Raw genomic sequence first — 16,655 nt, 5'->3', positions numbered from 1 at the left:
TCAACAGCGATGGCGGTCGCGCCGGAAAAGGCGGCCCATTGTTCGGGACCGGCCAGTCCGGCGGCGACGTTACGTTCTTCCGAATTCATCGACGATGCGGATGATGTCGTCCTCGCCGAGATAGGAGCCCGTCTGCACCTCGATGAGCTCGAGGACGATCTTGCCGGGATTGGCGAGACGGTGGACTTCGCCGAGCGGGATATAGACGCTTTCGTTCTCGCGCAGCATTCGCACGGTCTCGCCGACCGTCACCTCGGCCGTTCCCTTGACGACGACCCAGTGTTCGGAGCGATGGTGGTGTTTCTGCAGCGAAAGCTTCTTGCCCGGGGTCACGAAGATGCGCTTCACCTGGAAACGATCGCCGTTGAAGATCGAGGTATAGCCGCCCCAGGGCCGATAGGATGTCGGGTGGGTTTCGGTGAATTTCGCCGTCGCCGACGAAGAGGCCAGCATCTTGACCAATTGCCCGACATTCTGGCTGTCTTTGAGCGGTCCGACATAGACGGCGTCCTCGCTGGCGATAACGGCGACATCCTCCATGCCCTGGACGGCAAGATGCACGCCGTGGGTCATTACCAGCGAGTTGCGGGTATTGACGACGGTGGTGTTTGCAGCGGCGACATTGCCGTTGTCGTCGCGGGCGCCTGATTTCCAGACAGCATCCCAGCTTCCCATATCAGACCATTTGAACGGCGAGGGGACCACGGCGGCCTTGGAAGTCTTTTCCATGATCGCGTAGTCGATGGAGATATCGGGGCTCTTGGCGAAATGATCGGCGTCGAGGCGGGTAAAGTCGAGGTCGCGGCTTGCCTTGGAAACGGCCTTGCTCGCCGCCTTCAGCACATCCGGCGCATATTCCTGCAGTTCGGCGATGAGCTCCGCCACCGGGAACATGAAGATGCCGGAGTTCCAGTAGAAGCCGCCGTCGGCGAGCATTTTCTCGGCCTTTTCCAATGCCGGTTTTTCCACAAAACGGCTGACCTTATGGGCGCCGTTTTCGAGCGCATCGCCGATTTCGATATAGCCGTAACCGGTGGCAGGCTCGGTCGGGCTGATGCCGAAAGTGACGAGCTTGCCATCGGCTGCGGCATTTCGGGCGATGCGGATGCAATCGAAATAGCTCGCGTCGGCGAGGATCTCGTGATCGGAGGCGAGCATCTGGATGATGGTATCCTTGCCGAAAAGCTCGGCAGCATGGGTGGCGGCGGCGGCCACCGCTGCGGCGGTGTTGCGGGCGACCGGTTCGAGCAGCACGGCGGCGAGCGGGACAGCCAGCGCGCGGGCCTGCTCGGCAACGAGGAAGCGAAATTCCTCATTGGTGACGACGATCGGCGCTTCATAGAGCTCCGGGTTGGAAACACGTTCGAGCGTATCCTGAAACAGCGTCTTGTTGCCGACGAACTGGATGAACTGTTTCGGGGCGGTGGCACGGGAAAGCGGCCAGAGCCGCGTGCCTTTGCCGCCGGCCATGATCACGGGAACGATTTTCTGCGTCATAGGCGGGTTCCTTGAAAAAAGCTTGTTCGTGGCATGTTTAGCGGGCGTCTGCCCAGTCCGTTATTCGGGCGAGCCCCGTCTTCAGCAGATCCAGGGCTGCGGCTTCACTCCCTGCTTCGACGTAGCAGCGCATTTCCGGCGCATTGCCGGAGGGGCGGAAATGAATGATCCTGCCGTCTTTCAGCGTCACACGCAGGCCGTCGATATCGGATTTCGCCGCCACCTCGCCGATCGGCTGCAGGAAGGCGCCAAGATTTTCATCGGAGCTGCGCAGATGCGCCATCAGCGCAGCACTCGTCTCCACCGGGAAATTCTCCAGGCGATCGGCGCCGGCGAAGGGCAGATGATAGGAGGCGGCAACGGCCGAAAGCGGCTGCCGGCGAGCGGCGGCGAGCGACAGGATCGCAAGAATGGGGAGAAAACAATCGCGCGTCGGCAAGGCGCGCACGGATCCGCCGTTAATATCGAAAAGGGTTGCGGTCAGCAGCCCGCCATTGGCCTCAAAGCCCATGACGTGATCCTTGCCGGCTGCCACGGCCTCTTCCATGCCTGATATGACGAAGGGCGAGCCGACGCGGGTGCGCCTGACGGCGAAAGAGCCCGCGGCCTCGATGCCGGAATTTGAAGTAACAGGTGTCACGACCGTGCCGGCACGGAGAAAATTGGCTGCGACAAGGCCGAGAAGGTCGCCGCGCAGCGGCGTGCCGGTTTCGTCTGCGACCAGCGGGCGGTCGCCGTCGCCATCGGTCGAGACAATCGCATCGAACTTGTGCTCGGACACCCAGCGCTTCATCAGCGCGACCGTCTCGTCGGAAACGGCTTCGGTGTCGACGGGAATGAAACTCTCCGAACGGCCGAGAGCGGTGATCTCGGCGCCGTAATGGGCGAGAACGTCAACCAGCAGGTCGCGGGCGACGGTGCTGTGCTGGTAGACGCCGATCTTCATGCCGGATAGCGCGCCTTGCGGCAGCAGGGCGGCATTGCGTTGGAAAAAGAGCTGCCGGCAGATCGCCTGATGATCTTCGGTCTGGGCCGGCGCCTCTGTAACGGGCTCGCCTGTTCGGTCGATCTCGGCCGCAAATGCGGTGATCTCGGCCTCGTCCGATTTGTCGATCTCGCCGTCCGGGCGATAGAACTTGATGCCGTTGCGGTCTGCCGGAATATGCGAGCCCGTCACCATCAGGCATGCAGCGTTGCTGTCGAGGCCATAAAGGGCAAGAGCTGGCGTCGGGACGTTGCCGCAGTCCAATACCCGGAAACCGAGCGCGGCGAGTGCGCCGGCGCAATTTCCCGAGATATCGGGGCTCGAATCGCGAAAATCGCGGCCGATCAGAATGGCATCTCCGACCTCAGCCTTGCCGGTCTGCAGCAGATATTTTCCGAACGCGGTTGCATAAAGCGCAGAGGCGCGTCCCTTGAGATCCACTGAAAGTCCGCGAAGGCCGCTCGTGCCGAATTTCATCTGAAGACATGTCCCCGGTTTATCATCACGGTTCTACTCAGGCCGCCTGCCGGCGTAAATACCGAAGCCGTCATATAGTTAAACACGGACGACCGTGTCTCGGAAGCCTCTCGCAATCCTCTCTCGTCTATCCCAAAGGCGTAGACGCATTGCAGAGCCGGCAGCCATTACAGCGTAGATCGATTTTGTTAGAACCGTGTGTCCGTTGTTTCGTCATATGCGAAGGGTTTGCTCGATGAGCGATACGTCAATCAATCTCGAAGAGAGCTGGAAAGCCGCCTTGGCGACGGAGTTCTCGAGCCCCTATATGCAGCAGCTAAAATCCTTTCTGGTCACGCAGAAGCAGGTCGGCAAGCGGATTTTCCCCCGGGGCAGCGAGTATTTCCGCGCCCTCGACCTGACGCCGATCTCCAGCGTCAAGGTCGTCATTCTTGGCCAGGACCCCTATCACGGGCTGGGGCAGGCACACGGGTTGTGCTTCAGCGTGCGGCCGGGCGTTCGCATCCCGCCCTCCCTCGTCAATATCTATAAGGAGATGCAGACGGACCTCGGCCTAGCGCCGGCGCGCCACGGTTTTCTCGAACATTGGGCAAGACAGGGCGTGCTGTTGCTGAACAGCGTGCTGACCGTCGAGGAAGGACAGGCGGCTGCGCACCAGGGCAAGGGATGGGAGCGCTTCACCGACGCGGTTATCCGCAAAGTCAACGACGAGTGCGAATCCGTCGTCTTCATGCTCTGGGGCTCCTATGCCCAGCGCAAGGCGACTTTTGTCGATACGACGCGGCATCTCGTGCTCAAGGCGCCGCATCCTTCGCCGCTTTCGGCCCATAACGGATTTTTCGGCTGCGGACATTTTTCGAAGGCGAATAATTTCCTGCAGTCACGCGGGCGCGCGCCGATCGACTGGCAATTGCCGGCCGATCCCCAAGACATCGACTTGTGAACGTCAACGCATCTTCGTTCACTAAAAGAAGACAATGCGTTTTGATCTGGGGGTCTGTTCCCATGGAGGTTCAGCGCGCATCTTAGCCTCATCGAAAGCCCGCGAATTGCGGGCAAGAAAGGGGTTTCACATGCTTGATCAGATCAAGGGTTTGCACCACGTCACGTCGATGGCGGAGGACGCCCGGACCAACAATCAGTTCTTCACCAATGCGCTTGGCCTGCGCCGCGTCAAGAAGACCGTCAATTTCGACGCGCCTGACGTCTATCACCTTTATTATGGTGACGAGACCGGTGCGCCCGGCACGGTCATGACCTATTTCCCGTTTCCGAAGATGGCGCAGGGCCGTCCCGGCACCGGCGAGGTCGGCACGACGGTGTTTTCCGTTCCGCAGGGTTCGCTCGGCTTCTGGAGCGATCGTTTCAGCACGTTGAATATCGGCGGGCTGAAGGACGAGGAAAGTTTTGGCGAGAAGCGCCTGAATTTTTCCGGTCCCGACGGCGACGGCTTTGCGCTCGTCGAGGTCAAGGACGATGCCCGCCAGGCCTGGACCCATGGCGGCATCAGCGAGGACCACGCCATTCGCGGCTTCCATTCCGTTGCCATGCGCCTGCGGGATGAAGGCGCCACCGCCGAACTCCTGACATTCATGGGCTACGAGGTCGCCGAGGAACGGGATGGCGTCAAGCGGCTGATCAAGCCTGACGGCAACGGCGCGCATCTCATCGATCTGGAGACCATGCCGAACATTGCCCGCGCGCTTCCCGGCGCCGGCTCCGTCCACCACGTCGCCTTCGCCGTGGAAAACCGCGAGAAGCAGCTCGAAGTGCGCAAGGCGCTGATGGACACCGGCTATCAGGTGACACCGGTGATCGACCGCGATTATTTCTGGGCAATCTATTTCCGCACGCCGGGCGGCGTGCTGTTCGAAGTCGCGACCAATGAGCCGGGCTTTAACCGCGACGAGGATACGGCCCATCTCGGCGAAGCCCTGAAGCTGCCGCAGCAGCACGCCCATCTTCGCGCGCTGCTCGAGCAACACCTGCAGCCGCTCGAGGCGTAAGGAGAGGCGATATGACCGACACTGGATATGTGCACCGGCTGCATGCCGGTGCACCCGACAAACCCATCCTGCTGGTACTGCACGGCACCGGCGGCGACGAAAACCAGTTTTTCGATTTCGGCCGGCGCCTGCTGCCCGAAGCGACGATTTTGTCGCCGCGCGGCGACGTTTTTGAACATGGCGCGGCGCGGTTCTTCCGGCGCACCGGGGAGGGGGTCTACGACATGGCCGATCTTTCCCGGGCAACGGAGAAGATGGCCGCCTATGTCACGGCTTTGGCTGGCAAGCATCAGGCTTCCCAGGTTCTTGGCCTCGGTTTTTCGAATGGCGCAAACATTCTTGCCAATGTGCTGATCGAGAAGGGGATCTTCGATGCCGCTGTTCTGATGCACCCGCTCATTCCGTTTCAGCCTGAAGCCCAGGCAACTCTGGCGGGGAGAAAGGTGCTGGTGACGGCCGGCCAGCGGGATCCGATCGCCCCCGTCTCGGTGACCGAGGCGCTGTCGGAGCATCTGAAAAATCGCGGCGCTGATGTCAGGACGGTCTGGCATCCGGGTGGCCATGAGATTGCGCCGCTCGAGATCGATGCAGTTCGCGATTTCTTCAGTGGCTATTGATGGAAGAGGCCGCCGGTCGGTGGCGCCGAGATGCGGGACGGTGAATGCCGGTCCCGCATCTCGGCTGAAATGATGGATCGCTAGGGGCGGGGAGGATATTTGCCTCTGATTGCCGTCATATAAAAATTTCCCGGGGATTCCGCCATCGTCAAGCCGACGACGACGCCCTTGGGGACACCTTCATATTCCCGCCTTTGACCGTTTGTCAGATAGACCCGTAGATGCCGGCTGTCTTCGTCGTAGGTGATCGCCTCGATAAGTTTCGAATCAACCGCAGTTTCCACTTTGCACCCCGCAGTTTTGGATCTGAGATTTCCGGTGAGGAATGTCATTCACGCTCGCAATACGCCATCATCATGCGCCGCCGCAGTAGCGTCAAGCATGATAAGCTTAAGCGTTCATTTTTTTCTCTTGGCTCTCGCTATAGTTGATTTATGCAGCTTTTTGGGAGGTGTCGCCTGTGGAAACTCGATTGCCGCAAATTCTCCAGCTCGGAGAACTGGCGACTGACACAGCCGCGGAGCGAACGAATAACATGGTTTAACGCCGAATTAACCCTCATCTACCAAAATACAGCGCAATATTAACCGTGATGCGCTTGCGAAATGACCGAATACAAATTGCCGTTTCTCGCAACGTAATTTCACGGTCGCGGGAACGTTGCATGTAAAGCTCCCTGCACGTGAAGGCGAGGATCAGGTGATTCGATGTCGCTTGGGAGGGGACCGTGCCGGCAGCTATCGGCGACGCTGGGAAAGGGGCTGTCGGTTCACCGCGACGTCCGCACAGTTCTTCACGCCGGGTGGGTTACAATTTCGACAAGGCCGTGATCAGGCCAACTTCTTTTTGAACACTGCGGCTCATGCCTATGCAGGGATGGGCAGGAAACGGAGCTTTTCCGATTGCCTCACATGCTGTCGGATCTCATAAATGGGTTACATGTTTAACTATCTCGGGCCGTGGCGACAACAGATACCGATACTGGCTGGTAGCCGCAAAGGACGCGCCCGGCTGACCTTTGCCGAAGGCGAATTCGCTGCGGTCTATGCAATGAGCGATATTCACGGATGTTACAACGAACTCGTCGAGGCGCATCGCCGCATCGAGGAGGATGCCGCGCGCATTCCGGGGCCGAAGCTGATCGTCATGCTCGGCGATTATGTCGACCGCGGGCCTGACTCGAGTGCGGTGCTGGAATTCCTCAGCAAGAGCCCGCCGCCGGGATTTCAGCGTTTCGCTCTCTGCGGCAATCATGACGCGGAACTGGCGAAGCTCTACCGCAAACCGGCGCACATTCTTGAATGGCTCGGCTTTGCCGGGACGGAGACGTTGCGCTCATACGGTATCGATATCGAGCATCTGCTGCAGTCTGCGGCTGGAAGCGACATGATTGCCCGCGTCATTCGCAACATGATCCCCGAGCGGCATATTCAATTCCTGGAATCTCTGCCGATCATGCTGCGGATGGGTAGGGTGGTCTTTGTCCATGCCGGAATCAAACCGGGCATCGACCTCAAGAAGCAGAAGGACAGCGATCTGATGTGGATCCGCCAACCCTTCCTGGATGAAGGGCCGCAGCTTCCGGTCCTCGTGATCCATGGGCATACCCCGGCGCGAACCCCGACATTCGGCCCGCAACGGATCGGCATCGACACCGCAGTTTCGGCGACCGGCCGACTGACCGTTCTGACGATAAAGGGAACGCGGGTCAGGCTTCTCGCCTGAGGCGTCGCGATCTTTCGGTGCGCCAAAAACCAAACGCCGCGGAATTTTGTTCCGCGGCGTCGAGACGATTACCGGTTTACCAGAACCTGTCAGGCGTCTGCCGATTCGTGATAGAGATTGGTGCCGATGCCCGTATAGGCAAAGCCGTGTTTGCGGACCTCGTCGCTGCGGTAAATATTGCGCAGGTCGACCAGGACCGGGGCGCGCATCGACTGCTTCAGGCGATTGAAATCGAGCGCGCGGAACTGGTTCCATTCGGTGACGATGACAAGCGCATCCGCACCAGCGGCCGCTTCATAAGGACCGCTCGCATAATCGATGTTCTCGATAACCTTGCGGGCGTTCTCCATGCCCTCGGGATCGTAGCCGACCACCAGGGCGCCGGCGTCCTGCAGGGTCTGGATGACGGCAATCGCCGGGCTGTCGCGCATGTCGTCGGTGTTCGGCTTGAAGGTCAGACCCAGAATCGCGATCTTCTTGCCGCGAATGTCTCCGCCGACGGCCGAGATGACTTTACGTCCCATGGCTCGCTTACGGTTGTCGTTGATCGAGATCGTCGTCTCGATAAGCCGCACCGGCGCGTCGTAATCCTGCGCCGTCTTGGCAAGGGCAAGCGTATCCTTGGGGAAGCACGAACCGCCGTAACCTGGGCCGGCATGCAGGAACTTGGCGCCGATACGGCCATCGAGACCGATGCCGCGCGAAACGTCCTGGACGTTTGCATCAACCCGTTCGCAGAGATCGGCGATCTCGTTGATGAAGGTGATCTTCATCGCGAGGAATGCATTGGCAGCATATTTGATCAATTCCGAGGTGCGGCGGGTGGTGAAGACCAGGGGTGCCTGGTTGAGGTAAAGCGGGCGGTAGACCTCGGTCATGGCTTCGCGTGCCCGGTCGTCATTCAGCCCGACGACGATACGGTCGGGACGCTTGAAATCTTCGATCGCCGCGCCTTCGCGCAAAAATTCCGGATTGGAAACGACGGCGACATCCGCCGCAGGATTGGTTTCGCGCATGATGCGCTCGACTTCGTCGCCGGTGCCGACCGGCACCGTCGACTTGGTGACGATCACGGTGAAGCCTTCCACATAGGTGGCAATCTCGCGCGCGGCGGCGTAGACATAGGAGAGATCCGCGTGGCCGTCGCCGCGCCGGGATGGCGTGCCGACCGCGATGAAGACGACGTCGGCGCTACGGACGCTTTCGCCGACATCCGTCGAAAACGACAGCCGGCCCGTGCTGGTATTTTCCGCGACCAATTGTTCCAGACCCGGCTCGTAGATCGGAATGCGGCCTTCGCGAAGGGCTTCGATCTTACTCAGATCCTTGTCTACGCAGATGACGTCGTGGCCGAAATCCGCAAAGCAAACGCCTGAAACGAGGCCGACATAGCCTGATCCAATCATCGTGATGCGCATAATTCCCTCAAATCATTAGAGTAGGACATCATGCTGCGTCGCAGCATGGCGTCCGTCATACTTAATCTGGGCGAAAAGACAATAACGAAGATCGCTTGATACCCACACCCGAAATCGAACCTGGTGCGCCGCAACTCTCTGCCGGCGGCCGTGTCGACAGCAAAAACATAGGTTTGTGTGGGCAATATGACAAGTCGAGCCGTTCGTCAGAGCGGCTCGACTTCGATCTCGACAGGGTGCGTTCAGTTTATTTTGCTGCGCCCACTGTTACAGCCGGTACCAGACATAAGGGTCCGTTCCCGATTGAATCTTGTCCCAGCGCAGATCGGTATCCCGCCAGTTCTTGATGCTGCTTTGCCTGTTGTCGAGCACGAGGTCGCCCTTGTCAGTCCTGACCACCAGGACGGCATGCCCTTCACCGGAGGGCGTAAAGGCGGTCGCAATCCGCAAAGCGCGTGAGGACCAGCCCATAGCGATCAGCCGGCTGCGCTTGGTGAGCGCGAAATCCTCGCAGTCGCCGCTGCGGACATTCACTTTCCAGACGTCGCCGTTCAATTCGTTGCGGGAATCGTTCCGGCCGATCATCGTACGATTGACGGTGCCGTTCACGTTTTTCAGTTGCAGCATTTGCTCATCGGTGAGCGCAACGACCGAGAGACCGTTGTTGTCGCGGCATTCCGCCGGGTTCTGGGCGCAGAACAATACCTGCGCGAAGGGCGGAATGATCTTGCCTTTTTCAGAGATATAGCTGACCGCCGAACTACCGTTCAGGCCACGGGCGAAACCTGCGGGACCGGCGGCAAATGCCGAGCAGGCGTTCCCTGCTGTAAAGGCCAGCGCCAGAAGTGTAACGAATGTTTTCTTCATCTGTTAAATCCCCGTTCAGGGCAACCGATTGAGATCAGGCTTGCCTTTTTTCTCAGTCAATGGCATGGCGATTTAGTGATCTGCCAAGTATTGGCCGCAGAACGACTGTCCCGTTCCTGCTGCTTGACGGAGCATATCCGGGGCTTGTCTCGATTGGCTTAAGTCTTTCGCGACAATTTTAAACGATGTGAAATTCTGTTGCACTTTAACACGCAAGGCCTTGATATGCAACTTATGTTAGTACGTGCATATTAACCGCTCGGGTTGTAATTCTGCCGGTGCCGCTCGCTGGCGAAGAGATCGAATGTTATCCAACCTCATCAACAGGCAGGTTTTGCGAGAGGCTCTTCTCCTCGCCTTTATCGGCCTCGTTATACTGACGCTCATTCCGTTCGGGAGCGTCACGCCCTTTCCCTTCGCCTTTGCCGCGATCGGAATGTTTACCCTCGGCGCCATTTCGGCATTGCTGTTCGGAGAGCCGAGACAAAGCAGACGGATTTTCAGTGTCGCTCTGTTGATGCTTGTCGTGGTGACAGGCTGGACGTTCATCCAGACCATCGAACTGCCTTCCAACTGGTTGGCAAACCCGGCCTGGAGTGCTGCGCGTGATCTCGCAGGTGTCGAGTACGCGGCGATCTCGGTCGAACCGGCCGACACGCTGGCGTCGATCCTCACTGTGGCGCTGCCTTTCGTGACGTTCCTGACTGGGCTTCTCCTATGCGATACCGATCAGCGCGCGAAGAAAGTGCTGGCCCTGCTCGGGCTTTCGGCAGGAATCATCGCTGTGTTCGGCCTGCTGCAGTTTTCATTGTTTCCCAACATCCTGATCGTCGTGGAGAAGCGCGCCTACCTCGACAGCCTGACCGCAGTCTTCGTCAACCGCAATACCGCGGCGACCTTCCTCGGGCTTGGGACGCTGCTGATGCTGACCCTGGTCAGAGACATCGCCCGTTCCTATTCGAACCATCCGCCCGGCGAACCCGGCCGAAATACTCTTCTATTGAAGTCGTGGATGTACATCCTGCTCTTGTGCGCGTGCTTCGCCGCGCTGATGCTGACCCGCTCGCGTGCCGGCATATTCGCGACCTTTATTGCCGCTCTCATTTATTTTCCGTGGCTGGTGATGAATTGGAGCGGCTCGCAGCGTTATCCGAAACCAGCACGGAGATGGCGTTCGGCGGCGAAGCTTCTCTCGGCGATCGTTTTCGTCGTGGTGCTGCTGACGGTGTTTGCAGGTCAGGCGATTTTGCGCGCGCAAGAGCGGCGGCTCGAGGATGATGATCGGTTCTGCATCCTGCCGGGCATATGGCGTGCCATTTCGGATCACTGGTTGACGGGGAGCGGTCTCGGAACCTTCCGGACAATATTTCCTGCCTATCGCGATCCTGCCTGCGGGATTTTCGGGATCTTCGACCGGGCGCATAATTTCTATCTCGAAGGATTTCTGGGTCTTGGGATATTGTTTCCGATTGCCGTGATCCTGGCCTTTTTCGTGCTTGCCAGGGTGTTCTGGCACGGGCTCGCCCAAAGGCGGCGTCTCAGGCATTATGTTCTGCTTGGCCTGGCCGCGACGGTTCTGGTCGCCCTTCACGCGGCAGTCGATTTCTCGTTGCAAATACCCGGTTTCGCCGTGTTTTATTCGGCCTTCCTCAGTGCGGTTGTCGCGATAAGTCTGGGGCGCAGCAAAGCAGGGGCTGATGTGGCATATGAGCGGCCGCTCACCCGTTAAAAATTAGACGCATGGATCTATGAAGGTTTTTGGAAAATAGCGATTGTGCAGGTGCGAACTGTTGACTCTGAAACGCAAGAAATTTTATAGCGGGTCTAGCCTTCGGGCTGTTGCGGCGCCAGGAAAGTTGGACTGGGTCGTTTTCGCTTCCTAAGGAGCCCGGCGTTGCCGGCCTGCCACAGTTAGGGGAATGTTAATCGGCTTTCAGTGTTATTGATCGGGGATTGTCTTGTATTTTGTCAGATTGCGGGGCAGTAGCTTCAAGGGCGTCAACACAGGTTATTCTATGGGTTGTTCTCGTATCGTTAGTACACGCGTCGCCATTGTTGTAGCGCTAACCACTATATTGGCAAGCTGCACCTCATTGCCAAGATCCGGTCCCGATCACAAAGATGTTGATCGAGATGCGGCAGTGAAAGTGACAACGAAGGAGCGTCGCGTCGGCATCGACTACGCCCTGATCGATCTCAGCAAGAACGTTCTGCCCTATTTTACCTCTATCCAGCCGACGTCCTTCAAAGGATTTGGTGGTGGTCGCGGCGGGGCGCCTGAAATTCCGCTTGGTTATGGCGACGTCGTTCAGGTTGCAATCTTCGAAGCTCAGTCCGGTGGGCTGTTCATTCCCTCGGACGCCGGCAGCCGACCCGGCAATTACATCAATCTGCCGGAGCAGACCATCGATCGAAACGGAACGATTACGATTCCCTATGCTGGTCGCGTTCCGGCCGCCGGTCGCCTGAAGGAGACCGTGGAGCAGGACGTCGAAGATCGGCTGGCGAGCCGCGCGATCGAGCCGCAGGTGGTTATTACGACCACGAACAGCCGCTCAAGTCAGGTGGCCGTGCTCGGTGACGTCAACAATCCTCAGCGCGTCACGATCAGCCCGGCCGGTGAGCGTGTTCTCGATGTCATTTCCGCCGCCGGCGGTTTGACGACCAACAATATCGAAACGAATGTGACGCTGCAGCGTCGCGGCAAGACGGCAACCGTCGCCTATAATACGCTGTTGAAGAATCCGGCGGAGAATATCTATGTCGCGCCGAATGATACGGTCTCGATCGATCATGAGCGCCGCACCTATCTCACGCTCGGCGCCGCAGGCGTCAGCGGCCGCTTCGATTTCGAAGAGTCTAACCTGACCCTCGGAGAAGCAATCGCCAAGGCGGGCGGCCTGCGCGATGACCGCGCCGATCCGGCGCAGGTCCTGCTCTATCGCCTGGTCCCGAAGAAAACGGTTCAGTCGATGAATGTCGACACGACGAGATTTACGGGTGAGACGGTTCCGGTGATCGTTCGCGCGAACCTTCGCGATCCGGCAACCTTGTTTGCCGTTCAGCAATTCAAGATGGAAGACAAGGATATTATCTATATTTCCAATTCGGACTCTGTTGAATTGGTCAAGTTCCTTGACATCGTAAACTCGGTATCGTCCACTGTTGCCGGCGTGACCGACGATGCGAATGATACTCGCAATGCGGTCCAGGATCTCGGAAATTGATTTAGGGCGGGCCGGCATCGATCGCGAGTGATCGATGCCGACGGTCTATATAGCGGATTTGATGAAGGACTATGTTATGGCAAGGTCAGCTGTTTATCGTAAGCTTGCATATAGCGGAATTGCCGTTGCGATGTTTGCCGGCATGAATTCAAGCGCTTTTGCGGCGGCTTGCCTGGGTCCGGCAAATCTCACTTCGGTCGATGTGAGCGGATTTACGGCCAACCCCGCCGTTCTGCTCGACATGTCCGATCCATTGATCTTGTCGTCGCGTGTTCGTGCTCTGGTCGGGACCAGCAATGACGCGCTGTCGCCGGTGATCGAGCAGGCCAAGAAGGCCAATGCCGCGCAGATGGCGGCGATCGGCTCGGGTCTTGGACGTGCCGCAAACAGCTGCCAGGTATCGGATCCGCAATTCAAGCTGGCGATCGAAAAGGCCGTCGCCGACGCGGCGAGCGCCGATCCCAACCTTGCGCCGCTGCTCGCAGCCTTTGCAAAGGTCCTAGCCGAAGGCGGAACTGCAGCGCTCGGCCCGGGGGCAGGTGCGACTGCCGCATCCGGCATCGGCAATACGGGGTCGATCGGGCAGACAGGTCCTGGATCGGACGACGGTACGCCCTTTGACGGCGCTGCGACGACTGCCGGTTCGCTGGTTTCGAACGCCGGCGACGGAGATAGTTCGTCCTCGACGACGACAAGGACATTCCTCACCGTCAATGGGGGAGGACAGTCGTCCTCTGACACGACGGGATCGACCAGTCCGAGCACACCCGTCATACAATAGCTGGAATTGCCCGTAGATCTTAGCGCTTGACGCCTTAGTTGGAGATCGAAATTGCTATCGCCAGATAAACTTACGCCGCGTATCGATCCCTCCCGCGATACGGGAAACGAAGCTGACTTCATCGATTTCGATAAGCTCATCGCGATTGCCCGCCGACAGTGGCGGATGGTTGCGGCGTGCGCGTTCGCCTTCGCCATTCTCGGCGTTGTATATGTCCTGACGTCGGTGCCGGTCTACACCGCCGACACAAGCGTGCTGATCGACCGCAGCGATAACCAGGTGATCAACCAGTTGGCGGCTTTCGGCCAGATGGACGATGACGAAGGAACCGTCCTCAGCCAGGTCGAGCTGTTGAAGTCCGACACGATCGCCTATGCCGTCGTCGATAAGTTGAAACTGGTCAACGATCCGGTGTTCAACGCCCAGCGGAGTTCGCTGTTTTCAGTCGCGACGCTGAAGTCGCTGGTGAATTTCAAATCATGGTTTGCCGACGACGCGGCAGTCGCGCCCGATCCGGAAATGCTGCGGCGGTACGCCGCGGAAACTGTGGCCGGCAATATCGATGTTGAACGTGTCGGCAAATCCTACGTTCTCGATGTCAGTTATACCTCGCAGTCGCCCGATATGGCGCGTCAGATCGCCGCGGCCATTGCCGACGTCTATCTGGTCGACAAACTCAATTCGAAATACGAGGCGACACGCCGGGCCGGTGAATGGCTGCAGGAGCGTATCGAAGAGCTACGGCAGCAGGCGCTGGATACCGACCTTGCGGTTCAGAAATTCCGCAGCGAGCATGGGCTTGTCGAGGCCGGATCCGGTACGCTGATCAGCGAGCAGCAGCTTTCGGAGATCAACACGCAGTTGATCAACGCCCAGGCCGAGACGGCGAAGGCCGAGGCAAAATATGCGCGCGTCAAATCGATCATCGACGCCAAGCAGACCGATGCGATCGTCACCGACGTGCTCGACAGCTCCATTTCCAACGACCTGCGCAAGAAGTATCTTGAGGCCTCCAAGCTCGAGACCGAAATCGAGGCGCGGCTTGGTCCCGATCACGTCCAGGCGGTTCGGCTTCGTGCGGAGATGGAAGAATATAAGAGACTCATGTTCGATGAGTTGAACCGCATCGCCGAGAGCTATCAAAGCGAGCTGCAGGTTGCACAGTCGCGGGAAAATTCTTTGCGTGACAGTGTCACGAAGGCGACCGGCGTTGCCGCGACGGCCGGCGAAACACAGGTCCAGGTTCGCGAGCTCGAGCGCACGCGCGATACCTACAAGAATCTCTATCAGAGCTTCCTGACACGCTACCAGGAAGCCATTCAGCAGCAGAGCTTCCCGATTACCGCTGCGCGCATCATCACGATGGCGGAGACCCCGACGAAGCCGAGTGCTCCGAAGAGAGCTCTTGTCGTCGCCTTTGCGATGTTCCTCGGATGTGCGGTCGGAAGCGGCATAGGCGCTTTCCGAGAATTCCGGGATCGGTTCTTCCGCACTGGCGACGACGTCAAGGAAGTGCTCGATGTCGAATCGCTCGGCGTCATGCCGCTGGTTGACGATAACGTCGATGATCCGACGCTCGTCGATCCCAGCAATCCGCGAAGCATCGCCAGGGGCAGCAAGACCACGACCTATGTCGAGGAGCACCCGCTCTCGGCGTTTGCCGAGACGCTTCGAAGCGCCAAGATTGCGATCGACCTCAGCGCAGCCGATCAGCGCTGCAAGGTCATCGGCGTAGTGTCGAGCTTGCCCGGCGAGGGCAAGTCGACGACCTCCATCAATTTTGCCAAGCTTCTGGCAATGCAGGGCGCTCGCTGCCTGCTTATCGACGGCGACATGCGCAATCCCGGCGCGACCCGGGCAATCGGCCGCCATGCCGAGGCCGGCTTGCTCGAGGCGATCGTCGATGGCCGCCCGCTCAAGGATCTGATCCTTCTCGATCCCAAAACCAAGCTGGCATTTCTGCCGACGGTTGCGCGGTATCGTGTCCCGCATTCGTCGGAGTTGCTTGCATCGCGTGGCATGGATCAGCTTCTTGAAGTGGCGCGTCAAAGCTTCGATTACATTATCGTCGACCTGCCGCCCCTGGCGCCGGTCGTGGATGCGCGCGCCATCAACTCTAAGCTCGATGCGGTGGTTTTCGTCATCGAGTGGGGAAAGACCTCGCGCAAGGTCGTGCAGTCGACGCTGTTGTCAGAGCCGGAACTCTATGCGAAATGCGTCGGCGCTATATTGACCAAGGTCGATCCGTCGCAGATGAAGCTTTACCGGACATTCGGCTCCAGCGAATATTATTATAAGCGTTATTCGCGATACTATACCGAAAGCTGATGTTCGAACGCCGGGTCGTTTCGGTCACCAGGATCGCTTTCGTTATCGTCACCGTCGTCTTTGTGGTGCTGGCCGGGCGAGAGCTCTATGCTTCGATCAGAACGGCCAGCATCTCGATCGTCGCCGAGAGGATCGAGCGCGGCGAGACCGTCGCCGATGATGTGGTGGCCAGATATGCGTCGCGCAGTGCCGACGTGGTTGACGGACATTATTGCCGATCCGATATCGTCGCCGCCGGTGTGACGCTGGTACTGGCGCAACTCGATCGACAGAATGTCAGTGTCAACTACGATGCCTGGGTTGCTGCCGCATCGAGCGCCCGCAATTATCTGCAATATGCACTCTCCTGCATGCCGACAAACAGCAATTTTTGGCTTCGTCTGGCCGCTGTTCAGTCGATCATCGCGGAAGAGCCGCTTTCGATTGCGGGAATGATGAAGCGTGCTGTCGCTCTTGCGCCTCACGACGAGTCGATGATTTTGACTCGGTTTTATTTCTGGAACGATTTCACCAATGCAACGCTTTCGGCGGCAAAGATTGCGCTCGATAGCGATCTCACGACGATGCTGAAACTCGGTGACCGTTGCAGGGTCAACGCCACCATAAAAGAGATCAGCCCGCAACTCCGCCCCATCTTCGATCGAAGCTGGGCAGGCGCCGGGGACGGCGTGACAGCGCGGTTTCGGCAGCGTTGCGGCAAGTAACCGTCGGCAGATTTCCGAGGACG

14 protein-coding genes are annotated in these 16,655 nt (G+C 58.8%); 9 read left to right on the top strand and 5 right to left on the bottom strand.

What is annotated here, in order from left to right:
- Positions 1-69: 69 nt before the first annotated feature.
- Positions 70-1,497, bottom strand: coding sequence for a mannose-1-phosphate guanylyltransferase/mannose-6-phosphate isomerase (locus AMK05_RS17070; RefSeq protein ID WP_064840363.1), 1,428 nt, complete (start codon positions 1,495-1,497; stop codon positions 70-72).
- 37 nt (positions 1,498-1,534) lie between these two features.
- Positions 1,535-2,959: a phosphomannomutase gene (locus AMK05_RS17065; protein WP_064840362.1), complete on the bottom strand. Its 1,425-nt coding sequence runs from the start codon at positions 2,957-2,959 to the stop codon at positions 1,535-1,537.
- A 235-nt stretch (positions 2,960-3,194) separates the two neighbouring features.
- Between AMK05_RS17065 and ung the strand changes: the two genes are divergently transcribed.
- The 3 genes from ung to AMK05_RS17050 all read left to right on the top strand — a co-directional run bounded on the left by ung (position 3,195) and on the right by AMK05_RS17050 (position 5,582).
- Positions 3,195-3,902, top strand: coding sequence for a uracil-DNA glycosylase (ung, locus tag AMK05_RS17060; RefSeq protein ID WP_064840361.1), 708 nt, complete (start codon positions 3,195-3,197; stop codon positions 3,900-3,902).
- A gap of 130 nt (positions 3,903-4,032) precedes the next feature.
- Complete coding sequence (locus tag AMK05_RS17055) at positions 4,033-4,965, top strand: VOC family protein (RefSeq protein WP_064840360.1); 933 nt, start codon at positions 4,033-4,035, stop codon at positions 4,963-4,965.
- Between the two features lie 11 nt (positions 4,966-4,976).
- Positions 4,977-5,582, top strand: coding sequence for an alpha/beta hydrolase (locus AMK05_RS17050; protein ID WP_064840359.1), 606 nt, complete (start codon positions 4,977-4,979; stop codon positions 5,580-5,582).
- 80 nt (positions 5,583-5,662) lie between these two features.
- Here AMK05_RS17050 and AMK05_RS17045 read toward each other — a convergent pair whose 3' ends face one another.
- Positions 5,663-5,914 (bottom strand): KTSC domain-containing protein, encoded by a 252-nt coding sequence (locus tag AMK05_RS17045; protein ID WP_049733739.1) that lies wholly within the window; start codon positions 5,912-5,914, stop codon positions 5,663-5,665.
- A gap of 598 nt (positions 5,915-6,512) precedes the next feature.
- On the opposite strand from AMK05_RS17045, the gene AMK05_RS17040 reads away from it, so the two are divergent.
- On the top strand, positions 6,513-7,307 hold the full coding sequence (locus AMK05_RS17040) for a metallophosphoesterase (protein WP_064840358.1): 795 nt from the start codon (positions 6,513-6,515) through the stop codon (positions 7,305-7,307).
- An 89-nt stretch (positions 7,308-7,396) separates the two neighbouring features.
- Here the strand turns inward: AMK05_RS17040 and AMK05_RS17035 are convergent, their stop codons facing one another.
- Together AMK05_RS17035 and AMK05_RS17030 are read right to left on the bottom strand one after the other, a co-directional pair.
- On the bottom strand, positions 7,397-8,725 hold the full coding sequence (locus AMK05_RS17035) for a UDP-glucose dehydrogenase family protein (protein ID WP_064840357.1): 1,329 nt from the start codon (positions 8,723-8,725) through the stop codon (positions 7,397-7,399).
- Between the two features lie 267 nt (positions 8,726-8,992).
- Positions 8,993-9,592, bottom strand: coding sequence for a transglutaminase-like cysteine peptidase (locus tag AMK05_RS17030; RefSeq protein ID WP_064840356.1), 600 nt, complete (start codon positions 9,590-9,592; stop codon positions 8,993-8,995).
- A gap of 304 nt (positions 9,593-9,896) precedes the next feature.
- Here AMK05_RS17030 and AMK05_RS17025 point away from each other — a divergent pair, with 304 nt between their 5' ends.
- From AMK05_RS17025 to AMK05_RS17005, 5 genes are all read left to right on the top strand, one after another.
- On the top strand, positions 9,897-11,321 hold the full coding sequence (locus tag AMK05_RS17025; protein ID WP_064840355.1) for an O-antigen ligase family protein: 1,425 nt from the start codon (positions 9,897-9,899) through the stop codon (positions 11,319-11,321).
- Between the two features lie 286 nt (positions 11,322-11,607).
- Positions 11,608-12,819, top strand: coding sequence for a polysaccharide biosynthesis/export family protein (locus tag AMK05_RS17020; RefSeq protein ID WP_064840354.1), 1,212 nt, complete (start codon positions 11,608-11,610; stop codon positions 12,817-12,819).
- 76 nt (positions 12,820-12,895) lie between these two features.
- The gene (locus AMK05_RS17015) at positions 12,896-13,600 is read left to right on the top strand and encodes a hypothetical protein (RefSeq protein WP_064841419.1); all 705 of its coding nucleotides are present in this window, start codon (positions 12,896-12,898) and stop codon (positions 13,598-13,600) included.
- A 51-nt stretch (positions 13,601-13,651) separates the two neighbouring features.
- Positions 13,652-15,928, top strand: coding sequence for a polysaccharide biosynthesis tyrosine autokinase (locus tag AMK05_RS17010; RefSeq protein WP_064840353.1), 2,277 nt, complete (start codon positions 13,652-13,654; stop codon positions 15,926-15,928).
- Complete coding sequence (locus AMK05_RS17005) at positions 15,928-16,632, top strand: hypothetical protein (RefSeq protein ID WP_064840352.1); 705 nt, start codon at positions 15,928-15,930, stop codon at positions 16,630-16,632. The genes AMK05_RS17010 and AMK05_RS17005 overlap by 1 nt, the downstream gene beginning before the upstream one ends.
- Positions 16,633-16,655 lie beyond the last annotated feature (23 nt).

Origin of the sequence: Rhizobium sp. N324 (assembly GCF_001664485.1) — a bacterium.
GTDB lineage: Bacteria > Pseudomonadota > Alphaproteobacteria > Rhizobiales > Rhizobiaceae > Rhizobium.
Note: the sequence above shows the minus strand (reverse complement) of the source record. Positions and strands in the feature narration are given on the sequence as shown.

Excerpts from the sequence above, each read along its gene's own strand:
- AMK05_RS17065 (WP_064840362.1), bottom strand. The coding sequence starts at position 2,959 with ATGAAATTCGGCACGAGCGGCCTTCGCGGACTTTCAGTGGATCTCAAG.
- AMK05_RS17035 (WP_064840357.1), bottom strand. The coding sequence starts at position 8,725 with ATGCGCATCACGATGATTGGATCAGGCTATGTCGGCCTCGTTTCAGGC.
- AMK05_RS17020 (WP_064840354.1), top strand. The coding sequence starts at position 11,608 with ATGGGTTGTTCTCGTATCGTTAGTACACGCGTCGCCATTGTTGTAGCG.
- AMK05_RS17015 (WP_064841419.1), top strand. The coding sequence starts at position 12,896 with ATGGCAAGGTCAGCTGTTTATCGTAAGCTTGCATATAGCGGAATTGCC.
- AMK05_RS17070 (WP_064840363.1), bottom strand. The coding sequence starts at position 1,497 with ATGACGCAGAAAATCGTTCCCGTGATCATGGCCGGCGGCAAAGGCACG.
- AMK05_RS17045 (WP_049733739.1), bottom strand. The coding sequence starts at position 5,914 with ATGACATTCCTCACCGGAAATCTCAGATCCAAAACTGCGGGGTGCAAA.
- AMK05_RS17055 (WP_064840360.1), top strand. The coding sequence starts at position 4,033 with ATGCTTGATCAGATCAAGGGTTTGCACCACGTCACGTCGATGGCGGAG.
- AMK05_RS17050 (WP_064840359.1), top strand. The coding sequence starts at position 4,977 with ATGACCGACACTGGATATGTGCACCGGCTGCATGCCGGTGCACCCGAC.
- ung (WP_064840361.1), top strand. The coding sequence starts at position 3,195 with ATGAGCGATACGTCAATCAATCTCGAAGAGAGCTGGAAAGCCGCCTTG.
- AMK05_RS17005 (WP_064840352.1), top strand. The coding sequence starts at position 15,928 with ATGTTCGAACGCCGGGTCGTTTCGGTCACCAGGATCGCTTTCGTTATC.
- AMK05_RS17040 (WP_064840358.1), top strand. The coding sequence starts at position 6,513 with ATGGGTTACATGTTTAACTATCTCGGGCCGTGGCGACAACAGATACCG.
- AMK05_RS17030 (WP_064840356.1), bottom strand. The coding sequence starts at position 9,592 with ATGAAGAAAACATTCGTTACACTTCTGGCGCTGGCCTTTACAGCAGGG.
- AMK05_RS17025 (WP_064840355.1), top strand. The coding sequence starts at position 9,897 with ATGTTATCCAACCTCATCAACAGGCAGGTTTTGCGAGAGGCTCTTCTC.